Genomic DNA, 25,206 nt, shown 5'->3' with positions numbered 1-25,206 from the left:
AGGTTGTTAGCGCGAGATTATGCGATTTTCCAGATTTATCATCGGATTGACCAGCTGTATAGCGTTCAGTGTTCAGGCCGCGAATGTAGATGAGTACATTACTCAACTTCCCGCTGGCGCCAACCTTGCCCTGATGGTGCAAAGAGTCGGCGCGTCTGCCCCCACGATTGATTACCACAGTCAGCAGATGGCGCTACCCGCCAGTACGCAAAAAGTAATCACTGCGCTGGCGGCGTTGATTCAACTCGGCCCCGATTTTCGTTTCACCACTACGCTTGAAACCAAAGGCAATGTGGAAAACGGAGTGCTTAAAGGCGATTTAGTGGCGCGATTTGGTGCCGATCCGACGCTAAAACGTCAGGATATTCGCAATATGGTCGCGACTCTGAAAAAATCTGGTGTCACACAAATCGATGGCAATGTACTCATAGACACGTCCATTTTTGCCAGCCATGATAAAGCCCCTGGCTGGCCCTGGAATGATATGACACAATGCTTTAGCGCCCCGCCTGCCGCCGCCATTGTTGACCGCAATTGCTTCTCCGTCTCGCTCTACAGTGCTCCAAAACCTGGTGATATGGCTTTTATACGCGTGGCATCTTATTACCCCGTTACGATGTTCAGCCAGGTACGCACTCTCCCCCGTGGCTCTGCCGAAGCGCAATATTGCGAGCTGGATGTGGTACCAGGCGACCTTAACCGCTTTACGTTAACCGGATGCCTGCCACAACGTTCAGAGCCGCTACCTTTGGCTTTTGCCGTACAGGATGGTGCCAGCTACGCCGGAGCGATTCTGAAAGATGAGTTAAAACAGGCAGGCATTACCTATTCCGGCACGCTACTACGACAAACGCAGGTTAACGCCCCTGGAACCGTGGTTGCCAGTAAACAGTCGGCCCCTTTGCACGATCTGCTTAAGATTATGCTGAAAAAGTCCGACAACATGATCGCCGATACCGTCTTTCGCATGATTGGTCATGCGCACTTTAATGTTCCGGGGACATGGCGGGCAGGCTCCGATGCCGTACGCCAGATCCTGCGCAAGCAAGCGGGTGTCGATATTGGCAACACGATTATTGCCGACGGCTCAGGGCTTTCACGGCATAACCTGATTGCGCCAGCCACCATGATGCAGGTGCTGCAATACATTGCCCAACACGACCACGAGCTTAACTTTATCTCAATGCTACCTTTGGCAGGCTACGATGGTTCGTTGCAGTACCGTGCAGGTCTGCATCAGGCGGGCGTAGATGGTAAAGTTTCAGCGAAAACAGGTTCGTTGCAGGGCGTGTATAACCTGGCGGGATTCATCACCACAGCAAGTGGGCAACGAATGGCGTTCGTACAATATCTTTCTGGTTATGCAGTTGAACCAGCAGATCAGCGTAATCGCCGTATTCCGTTAGTGCGTTTTGAAAGCCGTTTGTATAAAGATATTTACCAGAACAATTAGTCTAAAGAGAAACCCCGGCGAAGTGCCGGGGTTTCAGATTATTGACAAAGTGCGCTTTGTTTATGCCGGATGCGGCGTAAGCGTCTTATCCAGCCGACAAAATTGTGCGAATTCAATACATTGCAATTCTCTTATAGGCCTGATAAGCGTAGCGCAACCGGCAATTTGGCATTTGTCATCATCCCAAACCACGGCGCAGTGCCGTGGTTTTACTGATTAACGCTTGTAAATGAACTCAACGCCTTCTTCGTCGTCTTCGTCCCAGTCGTCATCCCAGTCTTCATCATCCTCTTCAGCAATCTCTTCAAGCTGCTGACGGTGATAATCATCCCACATGAATTCGACTTTCTCTGGCTGTTTCGCTTCTTCGGCCTGCACGACTGGGTTTTCAATGATAAAGGTCATCACATCCCAGCAGAGATCTTTCACGCCCAGTCCGCTCGCCGCAGAGATCAGATAATATTTATCTTCCCAGCCCAGCGCCTCAGCGATCGCTTTCGCTTTCTCTTCGGCTTCTGCTTTATCCAGCAGGTCGATCTTGTTGAAGACTAACCAGCGTGGTTTCGCCGCCAGATCCTGACTGTATTTTTCCAGCTCACTGATAATAATGCGCGCGTTCTCAACCGGATCGGTGCCATCAATCGGATCGATATCGATGAGGTGCAACAATACGCGACAACGTTCCAGGTGCTTAAGGAAGCGAATGCCCAGACCTGCGCCTTCAGCAGCGCCTTCAATCAGCCCTGGGATATCAGCAACAACGAAGCTCTTCTCGTTGTCCATACGTACCACGCCCAGGCTTGGTACGAGCGTGGTAAACGGATAGTCCGCCACTTTCGGTTTTGCCGCAGACACCGCGCGAATAAAGGTCGATTTACCGGCGTTTGGCATCCCCAGCATCCCGACATCTGCCAGTAGCATCAGCTCCAGAAGCAGCTCACGTTTATCACCCGGCGTACCATTGGTTTTCTGCCGTGGTGTACGGTTAACAGAAGATTTAAAACGAGTATTGCCCAGACCGTGCCAGCCGCCCTTGGCAACCAGCAGACGCTGACCGTGTTTGGTCATATCGCCCATGGTTTCACCGGTACCCTGGTCGATAACGCGCGTACCTACCGGCACTTTAATCGTTACGTCTTTACCGCGCTTACCGGTACAATCGCGGCTTGCGCCGTTCTGACCGCGCTCTGCACGGAAAGATTTTTCAAAACGATAATCGATAAGCGTGTTCAGGTTCTCGTCGGCTTCCATCCATACGTCACCACCGTCACCACCGTCGCCGCCATCCGGGCCGCCTTTCGGAATATATTTTTCGCGGCGGAAGCTCACACAACCATTACCGCCATCACCTGCAACGACCAGAATCGATGCTTCATCAACAAACTTCATTTTATTCTCCGTAAATCATTCGCCTGCGCGGGGTTGCGATACCACCGTTGTATGCTTACGTAATCCGCCCCAAATACGATGACCAATGGCGGAATACATCGCGCCCGCAACCACGACAAACGCACCGAGATAACCCAAAAGGTTTAACTTCGGTCTGGCGAAGAAATCGGGCCAGGCCAGTGATAAAAGATCTGAAAAAAACAGCGTAAACAGTGGAGTAAGCGTAATGATCGCGCTCACCTGCGCTGCCTGCCAGCGTGCCATCGCTTCCGCCAGGGCGCCATATCCTACCAAGGTATTCAGTCCGCAAAAAATTAAACATGCGAGCTGCCAATGACTAAGCTGCGCTATTACCCCAGGCTTCGCCAGCGGGAAGAGCGCTATTGTACATAAAGCGTACAGCAAAAAAAGAATCTGCGGTGAAGCCAGTCGACGCAATAAAACCTTTTGCGCCACGCCATAACTTACCCAGACCGTCGCCGCTCCGACACCAAAGATAACTCCCCAGGTGTAATCAGTGAGCTTGGTGAAAATCTCGACCAGACTGTTATTAAAAAACATCACCAGCCCGCTCAGGAGCATCAATGCTCCCACCACCTGGGTGCTGCGCATTTTCTCTTTCAGGATAAATACGCTGGCAACCATCATGCCTACTGGCGAGAGTTGCCCAATCACCTGCGAGGCGGTCGGAGTCAGGTATTGTAAGGATGAGCTGAACAGGATGAAGTTCCCAAACAGCCCGGCAGTTGCTACAGCCAGCAAAATCAGCCAGCGCGGCTTACGAAACACGCGTAATGGCGGCAGCCTCTTCTTCACCGCAAGAATTGCACCAAGACCTATACTCGCCATTAAGAAACGGTAAAACACGATCGTCGGAGGCTCCATCACCTCCAGCACCTGCTTCATTGCGATTGGCAATGCCCCCCAGCAAATTGCTGTAGTGAGTGCCAAAAGAATACCAATGCCTGCCTGCTGCTTCATACCGTATTCCCTACAAAGCACATTTGCGGATTAACGCCGCACCATGCGCATTTTTACCGGTTATCGAATGTAAAAAGCCCCGCAACACGTTGCGGGGCTTTCATCCGTTACCGGGACGCGAAAAACTTATTCAGCTTCGATGCTGATAAACTTACGGTTTTTCGGGCCTTTAACTTCGAATTTCACTTTACCGTCTGCTTTAGCAAACAGAGTGTGGTCGCGACCGCAACCTACGTTAGTACCAGCGTGGAATTTGGTACCACGTTGACGAACGATGATGCTACCCGCCAGAACGGATTCGCCACCGAAACGCTTAACGCCCAGGCGTTTAGCTTCTGAATCGCGACCGTTACGTGTGGAGCCGCCAGCCTTTTTATGTGCCATTTGAAATCTCTCCTCAGGTCTTAGGCGCTGATGCCAGTAATTTTCACATCAGTGAACCACTGACGATGGCCCTGCTGCTTACGATAGTGTTTACGACGGCGAAACTTAACGATTTTAACTTTCTCGCCACGACCGTGAGCAACAACTTCAGCTTTGATTACGCCGCCATCAACGAAAGGAACGCCGATTTTGACTTCTTCACCGTTTGCGATCATCAGCACTTCAGCGAACTCAACAGTTTCGCCAGTTGCGATGTCCAGCTTTTCCAGGCGAACGGTCTGACCTTCGCTTACTCGGTGTTGTTTACCACCACTTTGGAAAACCGCGTACATATAAAACTCCGCTTCCGCGCACACCTTTTCAATGATTCAGAGTGCGCTATAAATATTCACAATAGGGCGCGAATATTACGCAAAACGCACGCCTTTGACAAGTGCTACAGTCAATACACGAAGAAAAAAAACACAACTTGTACGGTAACGTTTATCTGTGCCATTTTTTCAGTACAATCACTCTATATTCCTAACCATAAACCCTAAGTTGCCTCTGTTCACAGTAAGGTAATCGGGGCGAAAAGCCCGGCTTTTGCGATGAATTTAGAAAAAATCAATGAGTTAACCGCGCAAGATATGGCGGGTGTTAATGCAGCAATTCTCGAGCAGCTTAATTCCGACGTCCAACTGATCAATCAGTTAGGCTATTACATCGTCAGCGGCGGCGGTAAACGTATTCGTCCGATGATTGCTGTACTGGCTGCACGAGCTGTTGGCTATGAGGGGAATGCACATGTCACCATTGCTGCCCTAATTGAGTTTATCCACACGGCGACCCTGCTACACGACGACGTTGTGGATGAATCAGATATGCGTCGAGGTAAAGCTACCGCCAACGCCGCCTTTGGTAACGCTGCCAGCGTGCTGGTAGGCGATTTTATTTATACCCGTGCGTTCCAGATGATGACCAGCCTCGGCTCACTCAAAGTGCTGGAAGTGATGTCAGAAGCCGTAAACGTCATCGCGGAAGGTGAAGTTCTGCAACTGATGAACGTTAATGATCCGGACATCACCGAAGAGAACTACATGCGCGTTATTTACAGCAAAACCGCACGTCTGTTCGAGGCTGCTGCTCAGTGTTCCGGTATTCTGGCAGGCTGTACGCCTGAAGAGGAAAAAGGCCTGCAGGATTATGGTCGTTATCTTGGCACGGCCTTCCAGCTAATCGACGATCTACTTGATTACAATGCTGATGGCGAACAGTTGGGTAAAAACGTTGGGGATGACCTGAACGAAGGAAAACCAACGCTGCCGCTGTTGCATGCGATGCATCATGGCACACCAGAACAGGCACAGATGATCCGTAACGCCATCGAACAAGGGAACGGCCGACATCTGCTGGAACCGGTTCTGGAAGCAATGAACGCTTGCGGCTCTCTGGAATGGACGCGTCAGCGTGCAGAAGAAGAAGCAGACAAAGCCATTGCTGCATTGCAAGTGTTACCAGATACCCCGTGGCGAGAGGCGTTAATCGGCCTCGCACACATCGCTGTTCAACGCGATCGTTAATCTCCCCTGTTATCCCGCGCACCGCGCGGGATAATTCCAGTAAACTCCAAAAAAACTTCATTACGCGAAAATTCTCCTCAAATACAGACGTCTCATCTTGATATATTCTGAATATTCACACTTCTTACAGGAACTTTTTAGAACAATGCGCCATCAGGAGTATAGTGATACTCGACAGAACGCATGTTCTGAATGAAAGCGACTAACTTAAGGAGTGAGGAAAGATGGAGAATAATTTCATTGACTGGCATCCCGCCGATATCATTGCGGGTTTGCGGAAAAGAGGAACGTCAATGGCGGCGGAATCTCGCAGAAATGGTTTGAGCTCCTCGACACTGGCGAATGCATTATCGCGTCCCTGGCCGAAAGGAGAGATGATTATTGCGAAAGCATTAGGAACTGATCCCTGGGTTATCTGGCCATCACGCTATCATGACCCGCTGACCCATGAGTTTATCGACAGATCGCAGTTGATGCGCAGCTACACCAAACCGCAAAAATGAGTAGCCTGGCGGTAGCCCCGCGAACGGGGCTGCCGGCTATCAGACGATTACTCGCCTTTCACACGCTCAATGTTAGCACCAAGCGCGCGAAGTTTGTCTTCAATGCGTTCGTAGCCACGATCGATGTGATAAATACGATCAACAACCGTTGTACCTTCTGCAATGCAGCCAGCCAGCACCAGACTTGCTGAAGCACGCAGATCGGTTGCCATTACCTGGGCGCCAGAAAGTTTTTCAACACCGTGACAAATAACGGTATTGCTTTCAATTTCGGCATGCGCGCCCATACGACTCAGCTCAGGGACGTGCATAAAGCGGTTTTCAAAGACCGTTTCGGTGATAAATCCGGTTCCTTCTGCCACCAGGTTCAGCAGCGTGAACTGGGCCTGCATATCGGTAGGAAACGCCGGATGCGGCGCGGTACGTACGTTAACGGCCTTTGGACGTTTGCCGTGCATATCCAGGCTAATCCAGTCTTCACCCACTTCAATGTCCGCCCCGGCGTCACGCAGTTTCGCCAGCACAGCGTCAAGGGTATCTGGTTGGGCATTACGGCAGATGATTTTGCCGCGAGAGATTGCCGCAGCAACCAGGAAAGTACCGGTTTCAATTCGATCCGGCAGGACGCGGTAGACGCCGCCACCTAAGCGATCCACCCCTTCGATAACAATACGATCGGTACCCTGGCCGCTAATTTTCGCGCCCAGCGTAACCAGGAAGTTCGCAGTATCGACGATTTCCGGTTCACGCGCCGCGTTTTCAATAATCGTGGTGCCTTCTGCCAGGGTTGCTGCACACATGATGGTCACGGTTGCACCAACACTGACTTTATCCATCACGATGTGCGCGCCTTTCAGACGGCCATCGACGGAAGCTTTAACATAACCTTCTTCCAGTTTGATGGTCGCGCCTAATTGCTCAAGGCCGGAAATATGTAAATCAACCGGACGAGCACCAATCGTACAACCACCAGGCAGAGAAACCTGTCCCTGACCAAAACGAGCCACCAGTGGCCCAAGCGCCCAGATAGAGGCACGCATGGTTTTAACCAGATCGTAAGGCGCGCAGAAGACATTAACGTCGCGGGCATCAATATGCACAGAACCATTACGTTCTACTTTGGCGCCAAGCTGACTAAGCAGCTTCATTGATGTATCGACGTCTTTCAGTTTCGGGACGTTCTGGATCTCCACCGGTTCTTCCGCCAGCAGTGCAGCGAAAAGGATAGGCAGAGCAGCATTTTTAGCGCCGGAAATTGTGACTTCGCCCTGGAGCTTCGTTGGCCCCTGAACACGAAATTTATCCATTTAGTATGTTCTCAGTTAACAATTCATATCCGCTACCGGCGTATCGCCCATAGCTCAAAAGCCGTTCAGTTTGCGATCGCGCGCCCACTCCGCAGGGGTATACGCTTTGATCGACACAGCATGAATGCGGTTATCCGCAATATACTCCATCAGCGGACCGTAAACCGTCTGCTGTTTTTTAACCCGGCTCATGCCATCAAACATCTCACCCACGGCAATAACCTGAAAGTGGCTGCCATCGCCGGAAACGTGGACTTCCTGGAGGGAAAGAGCGTTCATCAGCACGCTCTGAATTTCATTATTTTCCATGGGATCTTCATTCATCAGTTAATAAACCAGCGAAACATCTTAGAGCAAAGTTGCGCTGTCATAAATAAGCAAAAAGCCTTGCTGATTAATCAGACAAGGCTCGGCTTACTGGTAGGTTTGCCGGACAGGCGGGTAACGCCTTATCCAGCCTGAAAAAAATTAACGAGGCAGGACATCAGACGGCAAATTATACAATTTTGCCAGGGTATACACCTTGTCGTTTACCCCCTGAAGCGTCACGCTATTGCCCTGCTTTTTCGCCAAATCGATCAGATGGAGCAGCAGCGCCAGTCCACCTGTATCAACGCGGGATACGCGACTAAGATCGATGCGGGTAATCCCCCTCACCACTTCGTCACGCATTTCCCAAAGCGGCAGCAGTACGTCCTGATCCAACTCTCCGGTTAATACCAGAGTGTCGTCCGTCTGCATCCAGCTCAGTGACTCGCTCATTATTTTTTCTCTTCCAGCGTAATTTTCTGCTGAGAAATCGATTTCAGTTGCGCGGTCAGACCGTCAATGCCTTTGGTACGAAGCAGCGTTCCCCACTCATTTTGTTTCGTGGTGATCATGCTGACGCCTTCGGCAATCATGTCGTAAGCCTGCCACTTGCCAGTCTGAGAGTTTTTACGCCACTGGAAATCCAGGCGTACTGGCGGACGACCATTCGGGTCAATAATGGTGACGCGGATAGGTACAATGGTTTTATCACCCAACGGCTGTTCCGGCGCAATCTGATAGGTCTGACCGTGATACATCGCCAGTGCCTGACCGTAAGCCTGCTTCAGATACTCATGGAAAGCGGCAAAGTAGGCTTCACGCTGGGCTGGGGTCGCGCTTTTGTAGTACTGACCCAGTACCAGCGCACCGGCGTATTTTATCTGTACGTACGGTAGCAGCTCTTGATCGACGATGGTACGCAGATAATCCGGGTTAGCCCGAATTTGCGATTGTTCATTCTTCAGGCGATCGAACGTTTTCTGCGCCGCCTCGTCCATCAGTTTATACGGATTGGTCTGATCTGCCGCGGTTGCCGCACTCAGCGATGCAATCATTAGCAAAGCGACCATCATTAGACGTTTAAACATGCGTCGGTTCTCCTGAAATTATTTCGTTGTACCCACAGGTTCAGTGGTTTCATTATTACCTGGCGCAGCGGCTGGCGCATCGCCACTATTCTTATTGTCATCACCTTTACTGCCGTAAAGGAACTGACCAATGAGATCTTCCAGAACCATCGCAGATTTGGTGTCCTGAATCGTATCGCCATCCTTCAGGATAGCAGTACCCAGCTCAGGGTCTTCAAAACCGACGTTTAATGCCAGATATTGTTCCCCAAGCAGACCGGAAGTACGAATGCTCAACGAACTGGTATCAGGAATGTGGTTATAACGTTGTTCAATTTCCAGCGTCACGCGCGGTAGATAGGTTTTTGGGTCCAGCGTAATATCCGCAACCCGGCCTACAACAACGCCACCAATACTAACCGGAGAGCGCGCTTTCAGGCCGCCGATATTATCGAACGTCGCATAAAGCGTGTAGGTCGGTTCAGTTCGCATTGACGTCACGTTTGCCGCCTTCAGGCAAACAAACAGCGCCGCCAACAGTGCTGCTAATAAAAAGATACCCACCCAAATTTCATTTTTTTTCGTTTGCATGAACTCAATTCCCAAACATCAATGCGGTCAGCACAAAATCCAGCCCCAGTACGGCCAGAGACGAGTGGACAACGGTACGAGTGGTTGCCCGGCTAATCCCGGCAGAGGTCGGGATGGCGTCATAACCGTTAAACAGCGAAATCCACGTCACCGTAATGGCGAACACCACGCTCTTAATCAGACAGTTGACCAGATCCATACGCCAGTCGACGGCGTTTTGCATTGCCGACCAGAAGAACCCACTATCAATGCCTTTCCAACTGACACCAACCAGCGATCCGCCCCAGATCCCCACGGCGACGAAAATTACCGTCAGCAGCGGTAGTGAAATTACCCCGGCCCAGAAACGCGGGGAAATGACGCGGCGCAGTGGATCCACCGCCATCATCTCCATGCTGGAGAGCTGTTCTGTGGCACGCATCAAACCGATTTCTGCGGTTAACGCCGAACCAGCACGTCCGGCAAACAGCAGTGCTGCAACCACCGGCCCCAGTTCGCGCAGCAGCGACAAGGCCACCAGCATCCCCAAACTGGTTTCCGCACTATAAGTGGTTAGCACCAGATAACCTTGCAGACCCAGCACCATTCCAATGAACACGCCAGAAACCACAATAATCAGCATCGACAGGACGCCGACATTATAGAGCTGACGCACCAACAGCGGCGCATGTTTGCGAAATTCCGGTTTGCCGACCAGCGCATTGAATAACATTAACCCGGCCCGCCCGAACGTTCTCAGGGTTTTAATCCCTTTATGTCCGAGCGACGCCAGCGCATTTAACAGCATGAGTGGCTTAACTCCCTGGTAAAAGATCAGCGTGATAATCGCCGGCAGGATAGCGGAACGGAACTGGCCCGTCAGCAATCCCGTCCAGAAACTGACGTACGCGAGGATCAGGATTCGCCTGCAACGCCTGGGCGCTACCATGAGCGACAATTTTTTTGTCCGCCAGGATCCAGGCGTGATCCGCAATACTTAAGACTTCCGGCACATCGTGAGAAACCACCACACAGGTTACGCCCAGCGCGCTGTTCAGCTCGGAAATCAGCTTCACCAGTACGCCCATAGTGATGGGATCTTGCCCAACAAACGGTTCATCAAACATGATGAGATCCGGCTCCAGCGCAATTGCACGCGCCAGCGCCGCACGACGCGCCATCCCGCCTGAAAGCTCCGATGGCATAAGTTTAGCCGCTCCGCGTAGCCCCACGGCTTCCAGCTTCATCATCACAGTGCTATGCAGCAACGGCGCAGGAAGGTGAGTATGCTCGCGCAGTGGATAAGCGACGTTGTCAAAAACGTTCATATCGGTGAACAGCGCTCCGGACTGAAACAACATGCTCATCCGTTTACGCACGGTATACAGGCGCGAACGAGACATCGCCGGAATATTCTCACCATCAAAAAGGATCTCGCCGTGATCTGGCGCGATTTGCCCCCCAATCAGACGGAGTAGCGTCGTTTTACCGATGCCCGATGGCCCCATGATTGCCGTGATCTTTCCTCGCGGCACGGTCAGGGAAATATTATCGAAGATGCAGCGATTGCCACGCGTAAAACTGACATCGCGCATATCGACTAAATTCGCCACAGACTGCTCCATAATTCACCCTTCGTCTTGCGTTGATTTTCTAAGCATGGCGCTCAATTTAACCTTGAACCCAACATATTTACAGAATATTACCCGCGGTGGTTAGCGAAAGCTGGCATTTGTTTTACTTTTTAGCTGCATAAAGTCAAAATTAAGAATCCGTCTCGGCTTTCTGAAAATCTTCAGCGACCGGCGAGTATACCTGAAGAAAGGACGTTAGATGCTTTTAGCTACGGCACTGTTAATTGTTGGTTTACTTTTGGTCGTTTACAGTGCCGACCGTCTGGTATTTGCCGCCTCTATACTTTGCCGCTCTTTTGGCATCCAGCCACTGATCATTGGCATGACCGTAGTCAGTATTGGCACGTCACTTCCAGAAATAATCGTTTCGCTTGCCGCGTCGCTGCATGAACAACGAGATCTAGCCGTCGGCACAGCACTCGGCTCAAACATAATCAATATTTTACTGATCCTCGGTCTGGCTGCGCTGGTGCGCCCTTTTACCGTCCATTCCGATGTTCTGCGCCGTGAATTACCATTAATGTTATTAGTCAGTGTGGTGGCCGGTTCCGTACTCTATGACGGACAACTTGGTCGCAGCGATGGTATCTTTCTCCTCTTTCTGGCTGTGCTATGGCTGCTGTTCATTGTTAAACTTGCACGTCAGGCAGAACGTCAGGGAACTGACAGCCTGACCAGAGAACAGCTTGCAGAGTTACCGCGCGAAGGTGGTTTGCCTGTCGCGTTTTTATGGCTCGGCATTGCATTGATTATCATGCCGGTAGCAACGCGGATGGTGATTGATAACGCCACTGTACTGGCGAATTACTTTGCCATCAGCGAGTTGACTATTGGTCTGACGGCAATCGCTATCGGCACTAGTTTGCCGGAACTGGCAACCGCGATAGCCGGTTTTCGCAAAGGTGAAAACGACATCGCTGTCGGTAATATCATTGGCGCAAACATTTTTAATATTGTCATCGTGCTGGGTTTACCCGCGCTGATAACGCCCGGGGAGGTTAACCCACTAGCATACAGTCGTGACTGCAGCGTGATGCTGTTGGTCAGCATTATTTTTGCGTTGCTATGCTGGCGGCGCACCCCGCAACCAGGCCGTGGCATTGGGGTATTATTAACAGGCGGATTTGTCGTATGGCTGGCGATGTTGTACTGGTTATCGCCAATACTCGTTGAATAACTGGAAACGCATTATGTCGCACGTAGAGTTGCAACCGGGTTTTGACTTTCAGCAAGCAGGTAAAGAAGTCCTGGCGATTGAACGTGAATGCCTGGCAGAGCTTGATCAATACATCAATCAGAATTTCACGCTCGCCTGTGAAAAGATGTTCTGGTGTAAAGGTAAAGTCGTGGTCATGGGAATGGGTAAATCGGGACACATTGGGCGCAAAATGGCAGCAACCTTTGCCAGCACCGGTACTCCGTCATTTTTCGTCCATCCCGGTGAGGCCGCACATGGCGATTTAGGCATGGTCACCCCGCAGGACGTGGTTATTGCGATTTCTAACTCAGGTGAATCCAGCGAAATCACGGCCTTAATCCCGGTACTCAAACGCCTGCATGTGCCGTTAATTTGCATCACCGGTCGTCCGGAGAGCAGCATGGCACGCGCAGCAGACGTGCATCTGTGTGTTAAAGTAGCGAAGGAAGCCTGTCCGTTAGGGCTGGCGCCAACCAGCAGCACTACCGCGACGCTGGTCATGGGAGATGCGCTCGCCGTCGCCTTGTTGAAAGCGCGCGGCTTTACCGCCGAGGATTTTGCACTTTCGCATCCAGGCGGCGCACTAGGTCGTAAACTTCTGCTGCGCGTCAGCGATATTATGCATACGGGCGACGAGATCCCGCATGTCAAGAAAACGGCCAGCCTGCGCGATGCGCTGCTGGAAGTCACCCGCAAAAATCTTGGTATGACCGTCATTTGCGATGACAATATGATGATTGAAGGCATCTTTACCGACGGTGATTTACGCCGTGTCTTCGATATGGGCGTGGATGTCCGTCAGTTAGGTATTGCCGATGTGATGACGCCGGGGGGAATTCGTGTACGTCCTGGCATTCTGGCCGTTGAGGCGCTGAACTTAATGCAATCCCGCCATATCACTTCCGTAATGGTTGCCGATGGCGACTATTTACTCGGTGTGTTACATATGCACGATTTATTGCGTGCTGGCGTAGTGTAAAGATTCAAGGATAAACAACAATGAGTAAAGCAGGTGCGTCGCTTGCGACCTGTTACGGCCCTGTTAGCGCCGATGTGATGGCAAAAGCAGAGAACATTCGTCTGCTGATCCTCGACGTTGATGGCGTATTGTCAGATGGCCTGATTTATATGGGTAACAATGGCGAAGAGCTGAAAGCGTTCAACGTTCGTGACGGTTATGGTATCCGCTGTGCGCTCACCTCTGATATTGAAGTCGCCATCATTACTGGACGAAAGGCTAAACTGGTAGAAGATCGGTGTGCAACATTAGGGATCACCCATCTGTATCAGGGGCAATCAAACAAGCTTATCGCCTTTGGCGATCTGCTGGAAAAACTGGCGATCGCGCCAGAAAACGTGGCTTACGTTGGTGATGATCTTATCGACTGGCCAGTAATGGAAAAAGTGGGCTTAAGCGTGGCCGTAGCCGATGCGCATCCGCTATTGATTCCGCGCGCTGATTACGTGACGCGCATTGCTGGCGGTCGCGGCGCGGTTCGTGAAGTTTGCGACTTATTACTTCTGGCGCAGGGCAAACTGGATGAAGCCAAAGGGCAATCGATATGAGTAAAGCCAGACGTTGGGTTATCATTGTGCTATCACTGGCGGTTCTGGTGATGATCGGCGTTAACATGACCGAGAAAGACGATACCGCCCAGGTGGTCGTCAACAACAATGATCCCACCTATAAAAGCGAGCATACGGACACGCTCGTCTATAACCCAGAAGGAGCCTTAAGCTATCGATTGATTGCTCAACACGTTGAATATTATTCCGATCAGGCCGTTTCGTGGTTTACGCAACCAGTACTTACCACGTTTGATAAGGATAAAATCCCGACATGGTCGGTTAAAGCAGATAAAGCCAAGCTAACCAATGACCGGATGCTCTATTTATATGGACACGTTGAAGTCAACGCACTCGTGCCAGACTCTCAACTTCGCAGAATCACGACGGATAACGCGCAGATCAATCTGGTGACGCAGGATGTTACCTCTGAAGACCTCGTCACGTTATACGGAACAACATTTAACTCCAGCGGTCTGAAAATGCGCGGCAACTTACGCAGCAAGAATGCCGAGCTGATTGAAAAGGTTAGAACATCTTATGAAATTCAAAACAAACAAACTCAGCCTTAATCTTGTGCTTGCCAGCTCACTTCTGGCCGCCAGCATTCCGGCATTTGCCGTTACCGGAGATACTGACCAACCGATCCACATTGAGTCGGACCAGCAATCTCTTGATATGCAAGGCAACGTGGTCACTTTCACCGGTAATGTCGTCGTGACTCAAGGCACCATTAAAATTAATGCCGATAAAGTGGTCGTTACCCGTCCGGGTGGTGAACAAGGCAAGGAAGTGATCGACGGTTACGGCAACCCGGCCACCTTCTATCAAATGCAGGATAACGGCAAGCCAGTCGAAGGCCATGCATCCCAGATGCATTACGAACTGGCGAAAGATTTCGTCGTGCTCACCGGTAATGCTTATCTGCAACAGGTCGATAGCAATATTAAGGGCGATAAGATCACTTACCTGGTGAAAGAGCAGAAAATGCAGGCTTTCAGTGACAAAGGTAAGCGTGTGACCACCGTTCTGGTGCCGTCACAGTTGCAGGACAAAAACAACAAAGGCCAGACCCCGGCGCAGAAGAAGGGTAATTAATTCGTTATGGCAACTTTAACTGCAAAGAACCTTGCAAAAGCCTATAAAGGCCGCCGCGTGGTGGAAGACGTCAGCCTGACCGTCAACTCCGGGGAGATTGTCGGTTTGCTGGGGCCAAACGGTGCCGGTAAGACGACGACTTTCTACATGGTCGTTGGCATTGTGCCGCGCGATGCGGGCAACATTATTATTGATGACGACGATATCAGCCTGCTGCCACTGCATGCGCGCGCGCGTCGTGGTATCGGCTATTTGCCGCAGGAAGCCTCTATTTTCCGTCGCCTCAGCGTTTACGATAACCTGATGGCGGTACTGCAAATTCGTGATGACTTATCCGCTGAACAGCGTGAAGATCGCGCGAACGAGTTGATGGAAGAGTTCCACATTGAGCATTTACGCGACAGCATGGGGCAATCACTCTCCGGTGGTGAACGCCGTCGTGTAGAAATTGCGCGCGCACTGGCTGCGAATCCGAAATTTATCCTCCTCGATGAACCGTTTGCTGGGGTTGACCCGATCTCGGTTATCGACATCAAACGTATCATTGAACACCTGCGCGATAGCGGCCTGGGCGTGCTTATCACCGACCATAACGTGCGTGAAACGCTAGCTGTTTGTGAACGCGCTTATATCGTCAGTCAGGGGCATTTAATCGCTCATGGCACGCCGACAGAAATCTTACAAGACGAACACGTTAAGCGTGTATACCTTGGGGAAGACTTCAGACTCTGATAGGGTAGAAGCTCGCGACGTTTTAGCAGGAGAGTACGATTCTGAACATGAAGCAAGGTTTGCAACTCAGGCTTAGTCAGCAACTGGCGATGACGCCTCAGCTACAACAGGCAATTCGTCTGTTGCAGCTGTCCACGCTGGAACTTCAACAGGAGTTGCAGCAGGCGCTGGAGAGTAATCCACTGCTTGAGCAAATCGACACTCATGATGAAATCGATACTCGTGAAACGCCGGACAGCGAAACGCTGGACACCGCCGACGCGCTCGAGCAAAAAGAGATGCCGGAAGAACTGCCGCTCGATGCCAGTTGGGACACCATCTACACCGCCGGTACGCCCTCTGGCACCAGCGGTGACTACATCGACGATGAATTGCCGGTCTATCAGGGCGAAACAACGCAGACCTTGCAAGATTACCTGATGTGGCAGGTTGAGCTGACACCGTTTTCTGACACCGATCGCGCTATCGCCACCTCCATCGTCGATGCCGTTGATGACACCGGTTATCTGACCGTCCCGCTGGAAGATATTCTCGAAAGCATGGGCGATGAAGAGATCGACATCGATGAAATTGAAGCTGTCCTCAAACGAATCCAACGCTTTGACCCGGTCGGCGTGGCGGCAAAAGATCTGCGCGACTGCCTGTTGATCCAACTCTCCCAATTCGACAAAAACACGCCGTGGCTGGAAGAGGCCCGACTGATCATTAGCGATCATCTTGATCTGCTGGCGAATCACGACTTCCGTACGTTAATGCGCGTCACACGTCTGAAAGAAGATGTGCTGAAAGAAGCCGTCAATCTGATCCAGTCACTCGATCCACGTCCCGGTCAGTCGATCCAGACCGGTGAACCGGAATATGTCATCCCTGATGTGCTGGTGCGTAAGCATAACGGCCACTGGACGGTTGAACTCAACAGCGACAGTATTCCACGTCTGCAAATCAACCAGCATTATGCCTCGATGTGTAACAGCACACGCAACGATGGTGACAACCAGTTTATCCGCAGCAATCTGCAGGATGCCAAATGGTTGATAAAAAGTCTGGAGAGCCGTAACGATACACTGCTGCGCGTCAGTCGCTGTATTGTTGAACAACAGCAAGCCTTCTTTGAGCAAGGCGAAGAATATATGAAACCGATGGTGCTGGCTGATATCGCCCAGGCCGTCGAAATGCATGAATCGACGATATCTCGCGTGACCACGCAAAAATACCTGCATAGTCCACGAGGCATTTTTGAACTGAAGTATTTCTTTTCCAGCCACGTCAATACCGAAGGGGGTGGCGAAGCATCTTCCACGGCGATTCGTGCGCTGGTGAAGAAATTAATCGCGGCGGAAAACCCAGCGAAACCGTTGAGCGACAGCAAGTTAACCTCTTTGTTGTCGGAACAAGGTATCATGGTGGCACGCCGCACTGTTGCGAAGTACCGAGAGTCTTTATCCATTCCGCCGTCAAACCAGCGTAAACAGCTCGTTTGACCCAACCGATAAGGAAGACACTATGCAGCTCAACATTACCGGAAATAACGTCGAGATCACCGAGGCCCTGCGCGAATTTGTCACCTCAAAGTTTGCCAAACTTGAGCAATATTTTGACCGAATCAACCAGGTTTATGTTGTTCTGAAAGTGGAGAAAGTCACCCACACCTCAGATGCAACACTGCATGTTAACGGTGGCGAAATTCATGCCAGCGCGGAAGGTCAGGACATGTACGCCGCCATTGATGGCTTAATTGATAAGTTGGCACGTCAGCTAACCAAGCATAAAGACAAATTGAAACAACACTAATTGTCCGGGCAATTAGCAAGTGCATGGCGGCCTGTTGTATGGCACAACAGGCCATTTGTACGGTTAATGCTCCGAATCTGTCCCACTGTTTGAGTGGGCAGATTCTTAGGTGAAATTATGACAAATAATGATACAACTCTACAGCTTAACAGTGTTCTTAACAGGGAATGTACGCGAAGTCGCGTCCACTGTCAGAGCAAAAAACGCGCCCTGGAAATCATCAGCGAACTGGCGGCAAAACAACTTAGCCTGCCGCCACAGGTGGTTTTTGAAGCTATTCTGACGCGGGAAAAAATGGGCAGTACCGGTATTGGTAATGGCATTGCCATTCCGCACGGCAAACTGGAAGAAGATACCCTACGCGCTGTTGGCGTTTTCGTTCAGCTAGAAACACCCATTGCTTTCGATGCCATCGACAACCAGCCGGTAGACTTACTTTTTGCCCTGTTGGTACCCGCAGACCAAACCAAAACGCACCTGCATACTCTTTCGCTGGTCGCGAAACGTCTGGCGGACAAAACTATCTGCCGCCGTTTACGTGCAGCCCAGAGCGATGAAGAGCTGTATCAAATCATTACGGATACCGAAGGTACTCCGGATGAAACGTAGTCATTCTGTAATGTCTCTTTTAGACGTTGTGAGGAGAAACAGTACATGGTACTGATGATCGTCAGCGGACGTTCAGGGTCAGGCAAATCTGTCGCCCTGCGTGCGCTGGAAGATATGGGTTTTTACTGCGTGGATAACCTTCCCGTGGTGCTGTTACCCGATCTGGCTCGGACTCTGGCCGATCGCGAAATTTCTGCCGCCGTCAGCATTGATGTTCGCAATATGCCAGAGTCGCCAGAAATATTCGAACAGGCGATGAGCAATCTGCCTGATGCTTTCTCACCGCAACTCCTGTTTCTCGATGCCGATCGCAACACGCTGATTCGTCGTTACAGCGATACTCGTCGCCTGCATCCGCTTTCCAGCAAAAACCTGTCGCTGGAAAGTGCTATCGACAAAGAAAGCGATCTTCTGGAGCCGCTGCGTTCGCGCGCTGATCTGATTGTCGATACATCTGAAATGTCCGTTCACGAACTGGCAGAAATGTTGCGTACCCGTCTGCTGGGTAAACGCGAGCGTGAACTGACAATGGTCTTTGAGTCCTTCGGCTTCAAGCACGGTATTCCTATCGATGCGGATTACGTCTTTGACGTACGTTTCCTGCCGAACCCGCACTGGGATCCGAAACTGCGTCCGATGACGGGCCTTGATAAACCTGTCGCCGCGTTCCTCGACAGACACACAGAAGTACACAATTTTATCTACCAGACGCGTAGCTATCTTGAGCTATGGTTACCTATGCTGGAAACCAACAACCGTAGCTACCTGACGGTCGCTATTGGTTGTACTGGCGGGAAACACCGTTCGGTGTATATTGCAGAACAGTTGGCAGACTACTTCCGCTCACGCGGTAAAAACGTCCAGTCACGCCATCGCACGCTGGAAAAACGTAAACCATGACCGTCAAACAAACCGTTGAAATCACTAACAAGCTGGGCATGCATGCCCGGCCTGCTATGAAACTGTTTGAATTAATGCAGGGTTTTGACGCCGAAGTGCTTTTACGTAATGATGAAGGCACCGAGGCTGAAGCCAACAGCGTTATTGCGCTGTTGATGCTGGATTCTGCCAAAGGACGACAGATAGAAGTCGAAGCGACCGGCCCGCAGGAAGTCGAGGCACTGGCCGCCGTCATCGCCCTCTTTAACTCAGGTTTTGACGAAGATTAATCTTCGTCATTCTGACGCCTGATTCCCTCAGACATGCACCTTCCGCCCTGACGGGCGAAAAAAGCACAAGCCCCAACTGGCTCCATTTCTCGCAAATTGTACATTTCGTGCGCTTTCCTGTACGCATAAAACCTTAAGAAAACCTTAAAAAGTGTTGTTTAGGTTTTGTTTAAGTTAAGTCCTCATACTGGAGGCAGTCAGAAAAAACCTCCAGGAGATGGCATGATTCGCTTATCTGAACAAAGTCCCCTGGGCACCGGAAGACATCGGAAATGTTATGCGCATCCGGAAGATGCCCAACGCTGTATTAAGATTGTCCACCACCGTGGCGACGGTGGTGATAAAGAGATCCGCCGTGAGTTAAAGTACTATGCGCATCTTGGCCGTCGTTTGAAAGACTGGAGCGGTATTCCGCGCTATCACGGTACAGTTGAGACTGATTGCGGAACCGGTTATGTCTACGATGTCATTGCCGATTTCGATGGCAAACCGTCTATTACACTGAGCGAATTTGCTAAACAATGCCATTACGAAGAAGATATCGCGCAACTGCGTCAGTTGTTGAAACAGTTAAAGCGTTATTTGCAGGATAATCACATCGTGACGATGTCGCTGAAGCCGCAGAATATCCTCTGCCACCGCATCAGTGAGTCAGAAATTATCCCCGTCGTCTGTGACAACATTGGTGAAAGCACGTTGATTCCACTGGCGACGTGGTCGAAGTGGTGTTGTTTGCGTAAACAACAGCGGCTGTGGCGACGTTTTATCGCTCAACCAGCGTTATCTGTTGCTCTGCAAAAAGAGGCGCAACCTCGAGAAAGCAAAAAGCTCGCCCTCTCCTCACGCGAAGCTTAATACAACTGGTATTGCTGCATAAACGACTCACCGCCCAACTGATGCATCTGTCGTAAAATCCACGCCTGACGGCTACGCACGTAGCCTGACGGTGCGGAAGCTTTAAAGCGTAGTGGGCTCGGTAACACTGCCGCCAGTAACGCCGCTTCCGACTGAGTGAGTTTACTGGCTGGTTTATGAAAATAACGTTGTGCCGCAGCTTCAACACCAAACACACCGTCGCCAAATTCAGCGATATTCAGGTAAACCGTCAGGATGCGCTTTTTGCTCCAGACCGTTTCTATCCCCAGTGTTAATCCGGCTTCCAGCCCTTTTCGTACCCAGCTACGCCCATCCCACAAAAAGAGATTTTTGGCTGTCTGCTGCGAAATTGTTGATGCGCCGCGAATGCGGTTTTCATTGCGCTCGTTGTGCGCCAGGGCTTTCTCAATGGAAGCGACATCAAAACCCCAGTGCTCGGGGAATTTCTGATCTTCTGCGGCAATCACCGCCAGCCCCATCCACGGCGAGATTTGATCCATACTGACCCAATCAGAATGCGCCATGTAACGGAAGTTACCGTGCAGCCAGGCACTTAGCTGTCGCTCGACCATCACCGCAGAAAACGGGACCGGCGCTATGCTAAACAGCGCTATCCCCCCGCCCCAAAACACAACGAGGACACTCAATAACCGCAGAATGAAACGGCGAACGAAACCGAACGCCGTTACGCGGCGTTTGCTCATTCCGCCAGAACCAGCACGCGGGAAACCAGCTTATCAATGCCGCTTGCTGCTTCCGCAATGCTCTGTGCCAACATATACGCAGGCGTGGTGACAATCTTATTGTCTTCATCAACGACAATATCATCTACCGGACACGGCACATGTTCCGCGCCCATCTCTTCCAGTACTTCAGCGGTATCGATATCTGTACCGATGGTCAAACGCAGCGGGAAATTGAAAATTTTCGGCAACATTGCCGGGGCAATGCACATAAAGCCAAGCGGTTTCCCGGCCTGATGCATTGCTTGCGCCAGCGCCTTTAACTCACGGTCTACGCTGCATTCACTGCCAAGACTAGCAAAATTACTTAAATTCTTTGCCGCGCCAAATCCGCCTGGCACAATTAACGCATCCAGTTCGGCGGCATCAGCCTGGGCCAGAGGACGGATCTCACCACGCGTAATACGTGCCGCTTCAATCAACACATTGCGCGTTTCCGCCATTGCTTCACCGGTTAAATGGTTGATGACATCAACCTGCTGCTTATCTGGAGCAAAACAAACTGCCTGTGCGCCGCTGCGTGATATCGCTAATAACGTCAATACCGCTTCATGAATTTCAGAACCGTCATAGACGCCGCATCCGCTCAGAACTACGCCAATTTTCTTCATTGTGATCATCCTTTCGCAATTAACTGAAACACATTAATTTTTTTAATAAAAACGCTACGCATCACACATTTAACTGATTCATGTAACAAATCATTTAAGATTTGCTATCTTAACTGCATACGGCCTGAAAAACAGTGCTGTGCCTTTGTTACTTATCATAAAAATTTACGGCGCAGCCAAGATTTCCCTGGTGTTGGCGCAGTATTCGCGCACCCCGGTTTAGCCGGGGTCATTTTTTAGCGGCTTTTGCCACCCACGCTTTCAGCACTTCTACGTCGTGACGCCACTCTTCTTTCATCTCTTCAATCCATTCACCAACATTATCTTCCCACGCAGGAAGGTCTGGTGACTGAATTTGCTGGCCAAGCTGTTGTAGATGGCGTAATCCCACTGAACCCGCTGCGCCTTTGATTTTATGCCCTTCCTCAACGATGCCTTTTTTGTCCTGTGCCGTCAGATTCGACTCCAGTACGCTGACATAGCCCGGCATCATCTTCTCAAACACGGCCAATCCGTCAGTGATCAGCTTCGGTCCTACAAGTTCGAGATACTGTTCCAACATGGGAATATCGAGCAATGCTTCTGATTTACCACTCTCTTCTGTCGTCACCGTGCTCTCCTCATCATCCTGGGTATCCCAGAATTTCTTGATCATCGCGGTTAGCGCCGGTACTGACAGTGGCTTACTCAGCACATCATCCATTCCAGCATTAAGGTACTCTTGTTTATCTTTCAGCACGTTGGCGGTTAAGGCCACCAGCGGTGGTAAATCTTCACGCGGATAACGCTTCGTCAGTTCGCGTGATATATCCAGCCCGGTCATATCTGGTAACTGAATATCCAGCAATACAAGGTCGTATTCGCCTGGCTTAAACATCTCCAGTGCTGCCTTACCAGACATTGCCACATCAACGCTGTTGCCCAGTTTTTCCAGCACAGAACGGGCAACGATGACGTTCAGCTCAATGTCTTCTACCAACAACACATTCAGCGCAGGTAAAGGCATATCATCTTCGTCAAATGCGTCATCCACTTCTTCCGCTACCGACGGCGCGTGGATCGTCAGGGTAAAGGTCGAGCCTTTACCTTGTTCGCTGGTAACAGTGATATCACCACCCATATTTTTCGCCAGCCGACGAGAAACCGCCAGACCAATACCAGTACCGGTTGCAGGTTTGCCACCATGGCTGTCTTTCACCTGGTAATACATGGCGAAAATTTTATCCAGTTCATTCTGTGGAATACCGATACCGGAGTCTTCCACTTCAAAATGCAGCATGTCGCCGTCGTCATAACGTACGCGAACAGTCACCTGGCCCTTCTGGGTGAATTTCACGGCGTTACTGATTAAGTTCCACAGGATCTGGCGTAAGCGAGTCCCGTCGGTAATGACCTGATGCGGCAACGGCAGTGTTGGTTCAAGAACAAAACGCAAACCTTTTTGTTGCGCCTGCAGTGCGGAGAGATTTTCCAGATCGGCCAGGAAGCTGGTGAAATCAACCGGCTGGTTATCGAGCTGAACTTTACGTCGCTCCATCTTATCCATATCAATAATATCGTTGAAGATATTGCCCAGAGTGATGGCGGAAACATGGATAGTTTTGAGATATTTTTCCTGCTCGGCGGTGAGTTCTGTATCCAGCAGAATTCGGCTTAGGCCGACGATACCGTTCAGCGGCGTACGCAACTCATGACTGATGGTGGAGATAAAAGTTGTTTTATCGCGGCTGGCGCGTTCGAGCGCATCCTGATAACGCTTACGCTCGGTAATGTCGCGGCCAAACCCCATTAAGCCGTGGCGTTTACCCACGCGGTCGTAGTACGGCACTTTACGGATTTCAAAGCAGGCTTTGCGTCCGTCCGGATAATCCAGCCACTGTTCATAGGTCAGTGACACATTATGACGGAACACTTTCTCGTCGGTTTCAATGACTTTCGCTGCGGCTTCCGGCGAGTAAACGTCCGCAGGTTTCAAATGCACCAGCTGTTTTTCGCTTTTTCCGGTCAGCAGTTCCATCGCACGGTTACAGCCGGAAAACTCTTTATCTTCGTTACGGTAAAAAACCAGATCGGGTGAAGCATCAAGGAAGGAACGTAAGAACGAGGATTGTTGCTCGAGCTGAATTTGCGTCTCTTCGCGCTCTTTGATTTCAATTTTCAGCTGACCGAAGGTTTCCTGCAATTCGGCTTCTGCTTTTTCGCGAACGGCAATTTCCTGATTAAGCTGGGTAATATTATCTTTCAGCTGTACGTTGAGGCTTAGATCGCGCTCGCGCATCTCCTCCAGCTTTTGCACCAGGCGTGACAGGCGTTGCCGCGACTCCTCGAGTTGCTCAACGACTACCGAAAGAAAGTAGACCGCCCATGGCGTAATCAACAAACCAAAGAAAATTGAGCGGATAACATCAATACTTTCGACCTGGCCATGCAGCACCATGGTCACCGCCATTTGTACCACGATGGCAAGTACGACGAGGGCCAATGCCAGCAGCATTGAGAAGCGCACCAGACCTAACTTCATCATCAGGTCAACATAGTACTGCGCCAGCAGACGAATTTGCTTCATTAGGGGATTCCTTCACATCAATCTGCCACAATAATACCCAATTCTGACAGTTACGTTATAAATTGTGTAAGAAATGCGGATTCCCCCTCATCGGCCTACGCCGTTGGAGGTAGCCACGGACGCCCCAGCGCCGATCCCTGTACGCCATGTTCAGTAAGATAACGATCCAACTCGACCATTCCCGTCCAGCGATTTTCACACCACAGAGGGGCCAGCAGCGTCGGGCGACGGGCGCTGGCGGAAATGCGATGGTAGATAACTTCCGGTGGCGTATGGCGAATCATTTCTCCGGCAGTGAGCGTGTAATCCTCCAGTTCAATACCGTTCAAACGCCCCGCTTCCCAGGCTTTCGCCATAATGCTGCCTTTCACAATATGCAACGGATGCAGCTTTATACCGTCTACGCCGGTTTCAACCACTCGCTCCAGCGTTTGCAAACATTCAGCCTGCCCTTCACCAGGCAGGCCGACAATTAAGTGAGAGCACACCTTCAGCCCGCGCTGACGTGCCAGCTGGGTCGTACGCTGATAACAGGCAAAATCATGGCCACGATTGATGCGATGCAGCGTTTTGTCGTGCGCGGTTTGCAGCCCCAGCTCCAGCCACACTTCGTAGCCTTGGTCCTTATATTCGCAAAGCAGATCCAGCACCGCATCCGGCACGCAGTCCGGGCGCGTACCCACACACAAACCGACAATATTGGCCTGGCTCACCGCCTGTTGATACATAGATCGCAGCACCTGAACTTCCGCAAAAGTGCTGGTATACGCCTGAAAGTAGGCAAGATAGCGTTTCGCACGGTTAACCAGATTCGCCTGATGCGCCAGCTGTTCGGCAATGGAGCGGTGTTGCTGCGCTTCGTCGGCAAACGAAGCAACATTACAGAATGTGCATCCACCGCGCCCGATGGTTCCGTCACGATTCGGGCAGCTAAAACCGCCATGCAGCGTCAGTTTATGCACCTTTTGCCCGTAACGACGGGTAAGATCCCCACCAAACATATTGACTAATTTCTGTAACTGCATAATCTGATAGACCGCGCCTTGAAAAGAGGCCAAAGCCTGCCATTTTTAGCTCAATTCGGCGAT

Annotated in this window: 30 protein-coding genes; 15 read left to right on the top strand and 15 right to left on the bottom strand. The window is 50.9% G+C overall.

Translation table 11 applies throughout. From position 1 onward, the window contains the following. Nucleotides 1–19: 19 nt before the first annotated feature. The gene (dacB, locus tag A9180_RS15380; RefSeq protein WP_064529529.1) at nt 20–1,453 is read left to right on the top strand and encodes a serine-type D-Ala-D-Ala carboxypeptidase; all 1,434 of its coding nucleotides are present in this window, start codon (nt 20–22) and stop codon (nt 1,451–1,453) included. 216 nt (nt 1,454–1,669) lie between these two features. Here the strand turns inward: dacB and cgtA are convergent, their stop codons facing one another. The 4 genes from cgtA to rplU form a co-directional block, all read right to left on the bottom strand. Next, nucleotides 1,670–2,842 carry an Obg family GTPase CgtA gene (gene cgtA, locus A9180_RS15375; protein ID WP_000673561.1) on the bottom strand — a complete coding sequence of 391 codons (1,173 nt, stop codon included), beginning with the start codon at nt 2,840–2,842 and terminating at the stop codon, nt 1,670–1,672. 15 nt (nt 2,843–2,857) lie between these two features. Next, nucleotides 2,858–3,823 (bottom strand): DMT family transporter, encoded by a 966-nt coding sequence (locus tag A9180_RS15370; RefSeq protein WP_064529528.1) that lies wholly within the window; start codon nt 3,821–3,823, stop codon nt 2,858–2,860. Between the two features lie 126 nt (nt 3,824–3,949). After that, on the bottom strand, nt 3,950–4,207 hold the full coding sequence (rpmA, locus tag A9180_RS15365; protein WP_000940596.1) for a 50S ribosomal protein L27: 258 nt from the start codon (nt 4,205–4,207) through the stop codon (nt 3,950–3,952). A 20-nt stretch (nt 4,208–4,227) separates the two neighbouring features. Beyond that, nucleotides 4,228–4,539 (bottom strand): 50S ribosomal protein L21, encoded by a 312-nt coding sequence (rplU, locus tag A9180_RS15360; protein WP_000271401.1) that lies wholly within the window; start codon nt 4,537–4,539, stop codon nt 4,228–4,230. Nucleotides 4,540–4,797: 258 nt separating this feature from the next. Here rplU and ispB point away from each other — a divergent pair, with 258 nt between their 5' ends. Both ispB and sfsB read left to right on the top strand, forming a co-directional pair. Next, nucleotides 4,798–5,769, top strand: coding sequence for an octaprenyl diphosphate synthase (ispB, locus tag A9180_RS15355; protein WP_064529527.1), 972 nt, complete (start codon nt 4,798–4,800; stop codon nt 5,767–5,769). Between the two features lie 224 nt (nt 5,770–5,993). After that, entirely contained in the window at nt 5,994–6,272 is a 279-nt protein-coding gene (sfsB, locus tag A9180_RS15350) for a DNA-binding transcriptional regulator SfsB (RefSeq protein WP_064529526.1), read from the top strand. A 47-nt stretch (nt 6,273–6,319) separates the two neighbouring features. Here sfsB and murA read toward each other — a convergent pair whose 3' ends face one another. The 7 genes from murA to mlaF all read right to left on the bottom strand — a co-directional run bounded on the left by murA (nt 6,320) and on the right by mlaF (nt 11,150). After that, complete coding sequence (gene murA, locus A9180_RS15345; protein WP_064529525.1) at nt 6,320–7,579, bottom strand: UDP-N-acetylglucosamine 1-carboxyvinyltransferase; 1,260 nt, start codon at nt 7,577–7,579, stop codon at nt 6,320–6,322. Nucleotides 7,580–7,633: 54 nt separating this feature from the next. Further along, nucleotides 7,634–7,888, bottom strand: coding sequence for a BolA family iron metabolism protein IbaG (ibaG, locus tag A9180_RS15340; protein WP_010379217.1), 255 nt, complete (start codon nt 7,886–7,888; stop codon nt 7,634–7,636). A gap of 159 nt (nt 7,889–8,047) precedes the next feature. Then, nucleotides 8,048–8,341, bottom strand: a complete 294-nt coding sequence (mlaB, locus tag A9180_RS15335; protein WP_064529524.1) for a lipid asymmetry maintenance protein MlaB — start codon at nt 8,339–8,341, stop codon at nt 8,048–8,050. Further along, a complete protein-coding gene (gene mlaC, locus A9180_RS15330) occupies nt 8,341–8,976 on the bottom strand; it encodes a phospholipid-binding protein MlaC (RefSeq protein WP_064529523.1) in 636 nt (211 codons plus the stop codon). Before mlaC ends, mlaB begins: the two co-directional genes overlap by 1 nt. Before the next feature lie 18 nt (nt 8,977–8,994). Further along, complete coding sequence (mlaD, locus tag A9180_RS15325; RefSeq protein ID WP_032185236.1) at nt 8,995–9,546, bottom strand: outer membrane lipid asymmetry maintenance protein MlaD; 552 nt, start codon at nt 9,544–9,546, stop codon at nt 8,995–8,997. 4 nt (nt 9,547–9,550) lie between these two features. Continuing rightward, complete coding sequence (gene mlaE / locus A9180_RS15320; protein ID WP_000925795.1) at nt 9,551–10,333, bottom strand: lipid asymmetry maintenance ABC transporter permease subunit MlaE; 783 nt, start codon at nt 10,331–10,333, stop codon at nt 9,551–9,553. Nucleotides 10,334–10,340: 7 nt separating this feature from the next. Then, the gene (mlaF, locus tag A9180_RS15315; protein WP_064529522.1) at nt 10,341–11,150 is read right to left on the bottom strand and encodes a phospholipid ABC transporter ATP-binding protein MlaF; all 810 of its coding nucleotides are present in this window, start codon (nt 11,148–11,150) and stop codon (nt 10,341–10,343) included. 208 nt (nt 11,151–11,358) lie between these two features. Between mlaF and A9180_RS15310 the strand changes: the two genes are divergently transcribed. The 12 genes from A9180_RS15310 (at nt 11,359) to yrbL (ending at nt 20,177) form a co-directional block, all read left to right on the top strand. Further along, nucleotides 11,359–12,336, top strand: a complete 978-nt coding sequence (locus A9180_RS15310) for a calcium/sodium antiporter (protein WP_064529521.1) — start codon at nt 11,359–11,361, stop codon at nt 12,334–12,336. A 13-nt stretch (nt 12,337–12,349) separates the two neighbouring features. Continuing rightward, the gene (kdsD, locus tag A9180_RS15305; RefSeq protein WP_064529520.1) at nt 12,350–13,336 is read left to right on the top strand and encodes an arabinose-5-phosphate isomerase KdsD; all 987 of its coding nucleotides are present in this window, start codon (nt 12,350–12,352) and stop codon (nt 13,334–13,336) included. A 20-nt stretch (nt 13,337–13,356) separates the two neighbouring features. Next, the gene (kdsC, locus tag A9180_RS15300) at nt 13,357–13,923 is read left to right on the top strand and encodes a 3-deoxy-manno-octulosonate-8-phosphatase KdsC (RefSeq protein WP_064529519.1); all 567 of its coding nucleotides are present in this window, start codon (nt 13,357–13,359) and stop codon (nt 13,921–13,923) included. After that, on the top strand, nt 13,920–14,495 hold the full coding sequence (lptC, locus tag A9180_RS15295) for an LPS export ABC transporter periplasmic protein LptC (RefSeq protein WP_064529518.1): 576 nt from the start codon (nt 13,920–13,922) through the stop codon (nt 14,493–14,495). Before kdsC ends, lptC begins: the two co-directional genes overlap by 4 nt. Further along, on the top strand, nt 14,464–15,021 hold the full coding sequence (gene lptA, locus A9180_RS15290; RefSeq protein ID WP_064529517.1) for a lipopolysaccharide ABC transporter substrate-binding protein LptA: 558 nt from the start codon (nt 14,464–14,466) through the stop codon (nt 15,019–15,021). Before lptC ends, lptA begins: the two co-directional genes overlap by 32 nt. Before the next feature lie 6 nt (nt 15,022–15,027). After that, nucleotides 15,028–15,753, top strand: a complete 726-nt coding sequence (gene lptB / locus A9180_RS15285; RefSeq protein ID WP_000224099.1) for an LPS export ABC transporter ATP-binding protein — start codon at nt 15,028–15,030, stop codon at nt 15,751–15,753. Nucleotides 15,754–15,800: 47 nt separating this feature from the next. After that, the gene (rpoN, locus tag A9180_RS15280) at nt 15,801–17,234 is read left to right on the top strand and encodes an RNA polymerase factor sigma-54 (RefSeq protein WP_064529516.1); all 1,434 of its coding nucleotides are present in this window, start codon (nt 15,801–15,803) and stop codon (nt 17,232–17,234) included. Between the two features lie 22 nt (nt 17,235–17,256). After that, nucleotides 17,257–17,544 (top strand): ribosome hibernation promoting factor, encoded by a 288-nt coding sequence (gene hpf / locus A9180_RS15275; RefSeq protein ID WP_001176602.1) that lies wholly within the window; start codon nt 17,257–17,259, stop codon nt 17,542–17,544. 117 nt (nt 17,545–17,661) lie between these two features. Beyond that, nucleotides 17,662–18,153 carry a PTS IIA-like nitrogen regulatory protein PtsN gene (gene ptsN / locus A9180_RS15270; RefSeq protein ID WP_064529515.1) on the top strand — a complete coding sequence of 164 codons (492 nt, stop codon included), beginning with the start codon at nt 17,662–17,664 and terminating at the stop codon, nt 18,151–18,153. Nucleotides 18,154–18,198: 45 nt separating this feature from the next. After that, the gene (gene rapZ, locus A9180_RS15265) at nt 18,199–19,053 is read left to right on the top strand and encodes an RNase adapter RapZ (RefSeq protein WP_000243741.1); all 855 of its coding nucleotides are present in this window, start codon (nt 18,199–18,201) and stop codon (nt 19,051–19,053) included. Then, nucleotides 19,050–19,322: a PTS phosphocarrier protein NPr gene (gene npr / locus A9180_RS15260; RefSeq protein WP_000216792.1), complete on the top strand. Its 273-nt coding sequence runs from the start codon at nt 19,050–19,052 to the stop codon at nt 19,320–19,322. Before rapZ ends, npr begins: the two co-directional genes overlap by 4 nt. A gap of 222 nt (nt 19,323–19,544) precedes the next feature. Next, the gene (yrbL, locus tag A9180_RS15255; protein WP_064529514.1) at nt 19,545–20,177 is read left to right on the top strand and encodes a PhoP regulatory network protein YrbL; all 633 of its coding nucleotides are present in this window, start codon (nt 19,545–19,547) and stop codon (nt 20,175–20,177) included. Here the strand turns inward: yrbL and mtgA are convergent. The 4 genes from mtgA to A9180_RS15235 form a co-directional block, all read right to left on the bottom strand. Further along, a complete protein-coding gene (mtgA, locus tag A9180_RS15250) occupies nt 20,174–20,902 on the bottom strand; it encodes a monofunctional biosynthetic peptidoglycan transglycosylase (RefSeq protein ID WP_064529513.1) in 729 nt (242 codons plus the stop codon). The genes yrbL and mtgA overlap by 4 nt on opposite strands. Further along, entirely contained in the window at nt 20,899–21,552 is a 654-nt protein-coding gene (gene elbB, locus A9180_RS15245; RefSeq protein ID WP_064529512.1) for an isoprenoid biosynthesis glyoxalase ElbB, read from the bottom strand. Before elbB ends, mtgA begins: the two co-directional genes overlap by 4 nt. A 229-nt stretch (nt 21,553–21,781) precedes the next feature. Then, the gene (gene arcB, locus A9180_RS15240) at nt 21,782–24,118 is read right to left on the bottom strand and encodes an aerobic respiration two-component sensor histidine kinase ArcB (protein WP_064529511.1); all 2,337 of its coding nucleotides are present in this window, start codon (nt 24,116–24,118) and stop codon (nt 21,782–21,784) included. Between the two features lie 95 nt (nt 24,119–24,213). Beyond that, the gene (locus A9180_RS15235; protein WP_064529852.1) at nt 24,214–25,143 is read right to left on the bottom strand and encodes a TIGR01212 family radical SAM protein; all 930 of its coding nucleotides are present in this window, start codon (nt 25,141–25,143) and stop codon (nt 24,214–24,216) included. Nucleotides 25,144–25,206: the final 63 nt, after the last annotated feature.

This window comes from Escherichia sp. B1147 (genome assembly GCF_001660175.1).
GTDB classification, from domain to species: domain Bacteria; phylum Pseudomonadota; class Gammaproteobacteria; order Enterobacterales; family Enterobacteriaceae; genus Escherichia; species Escherichia whittamii.
The sequence above is the reverse complement of the archived record's forward strand: the minus strand, read 5'-3'. Positions and strand labels throughout refer to the sequence as shown.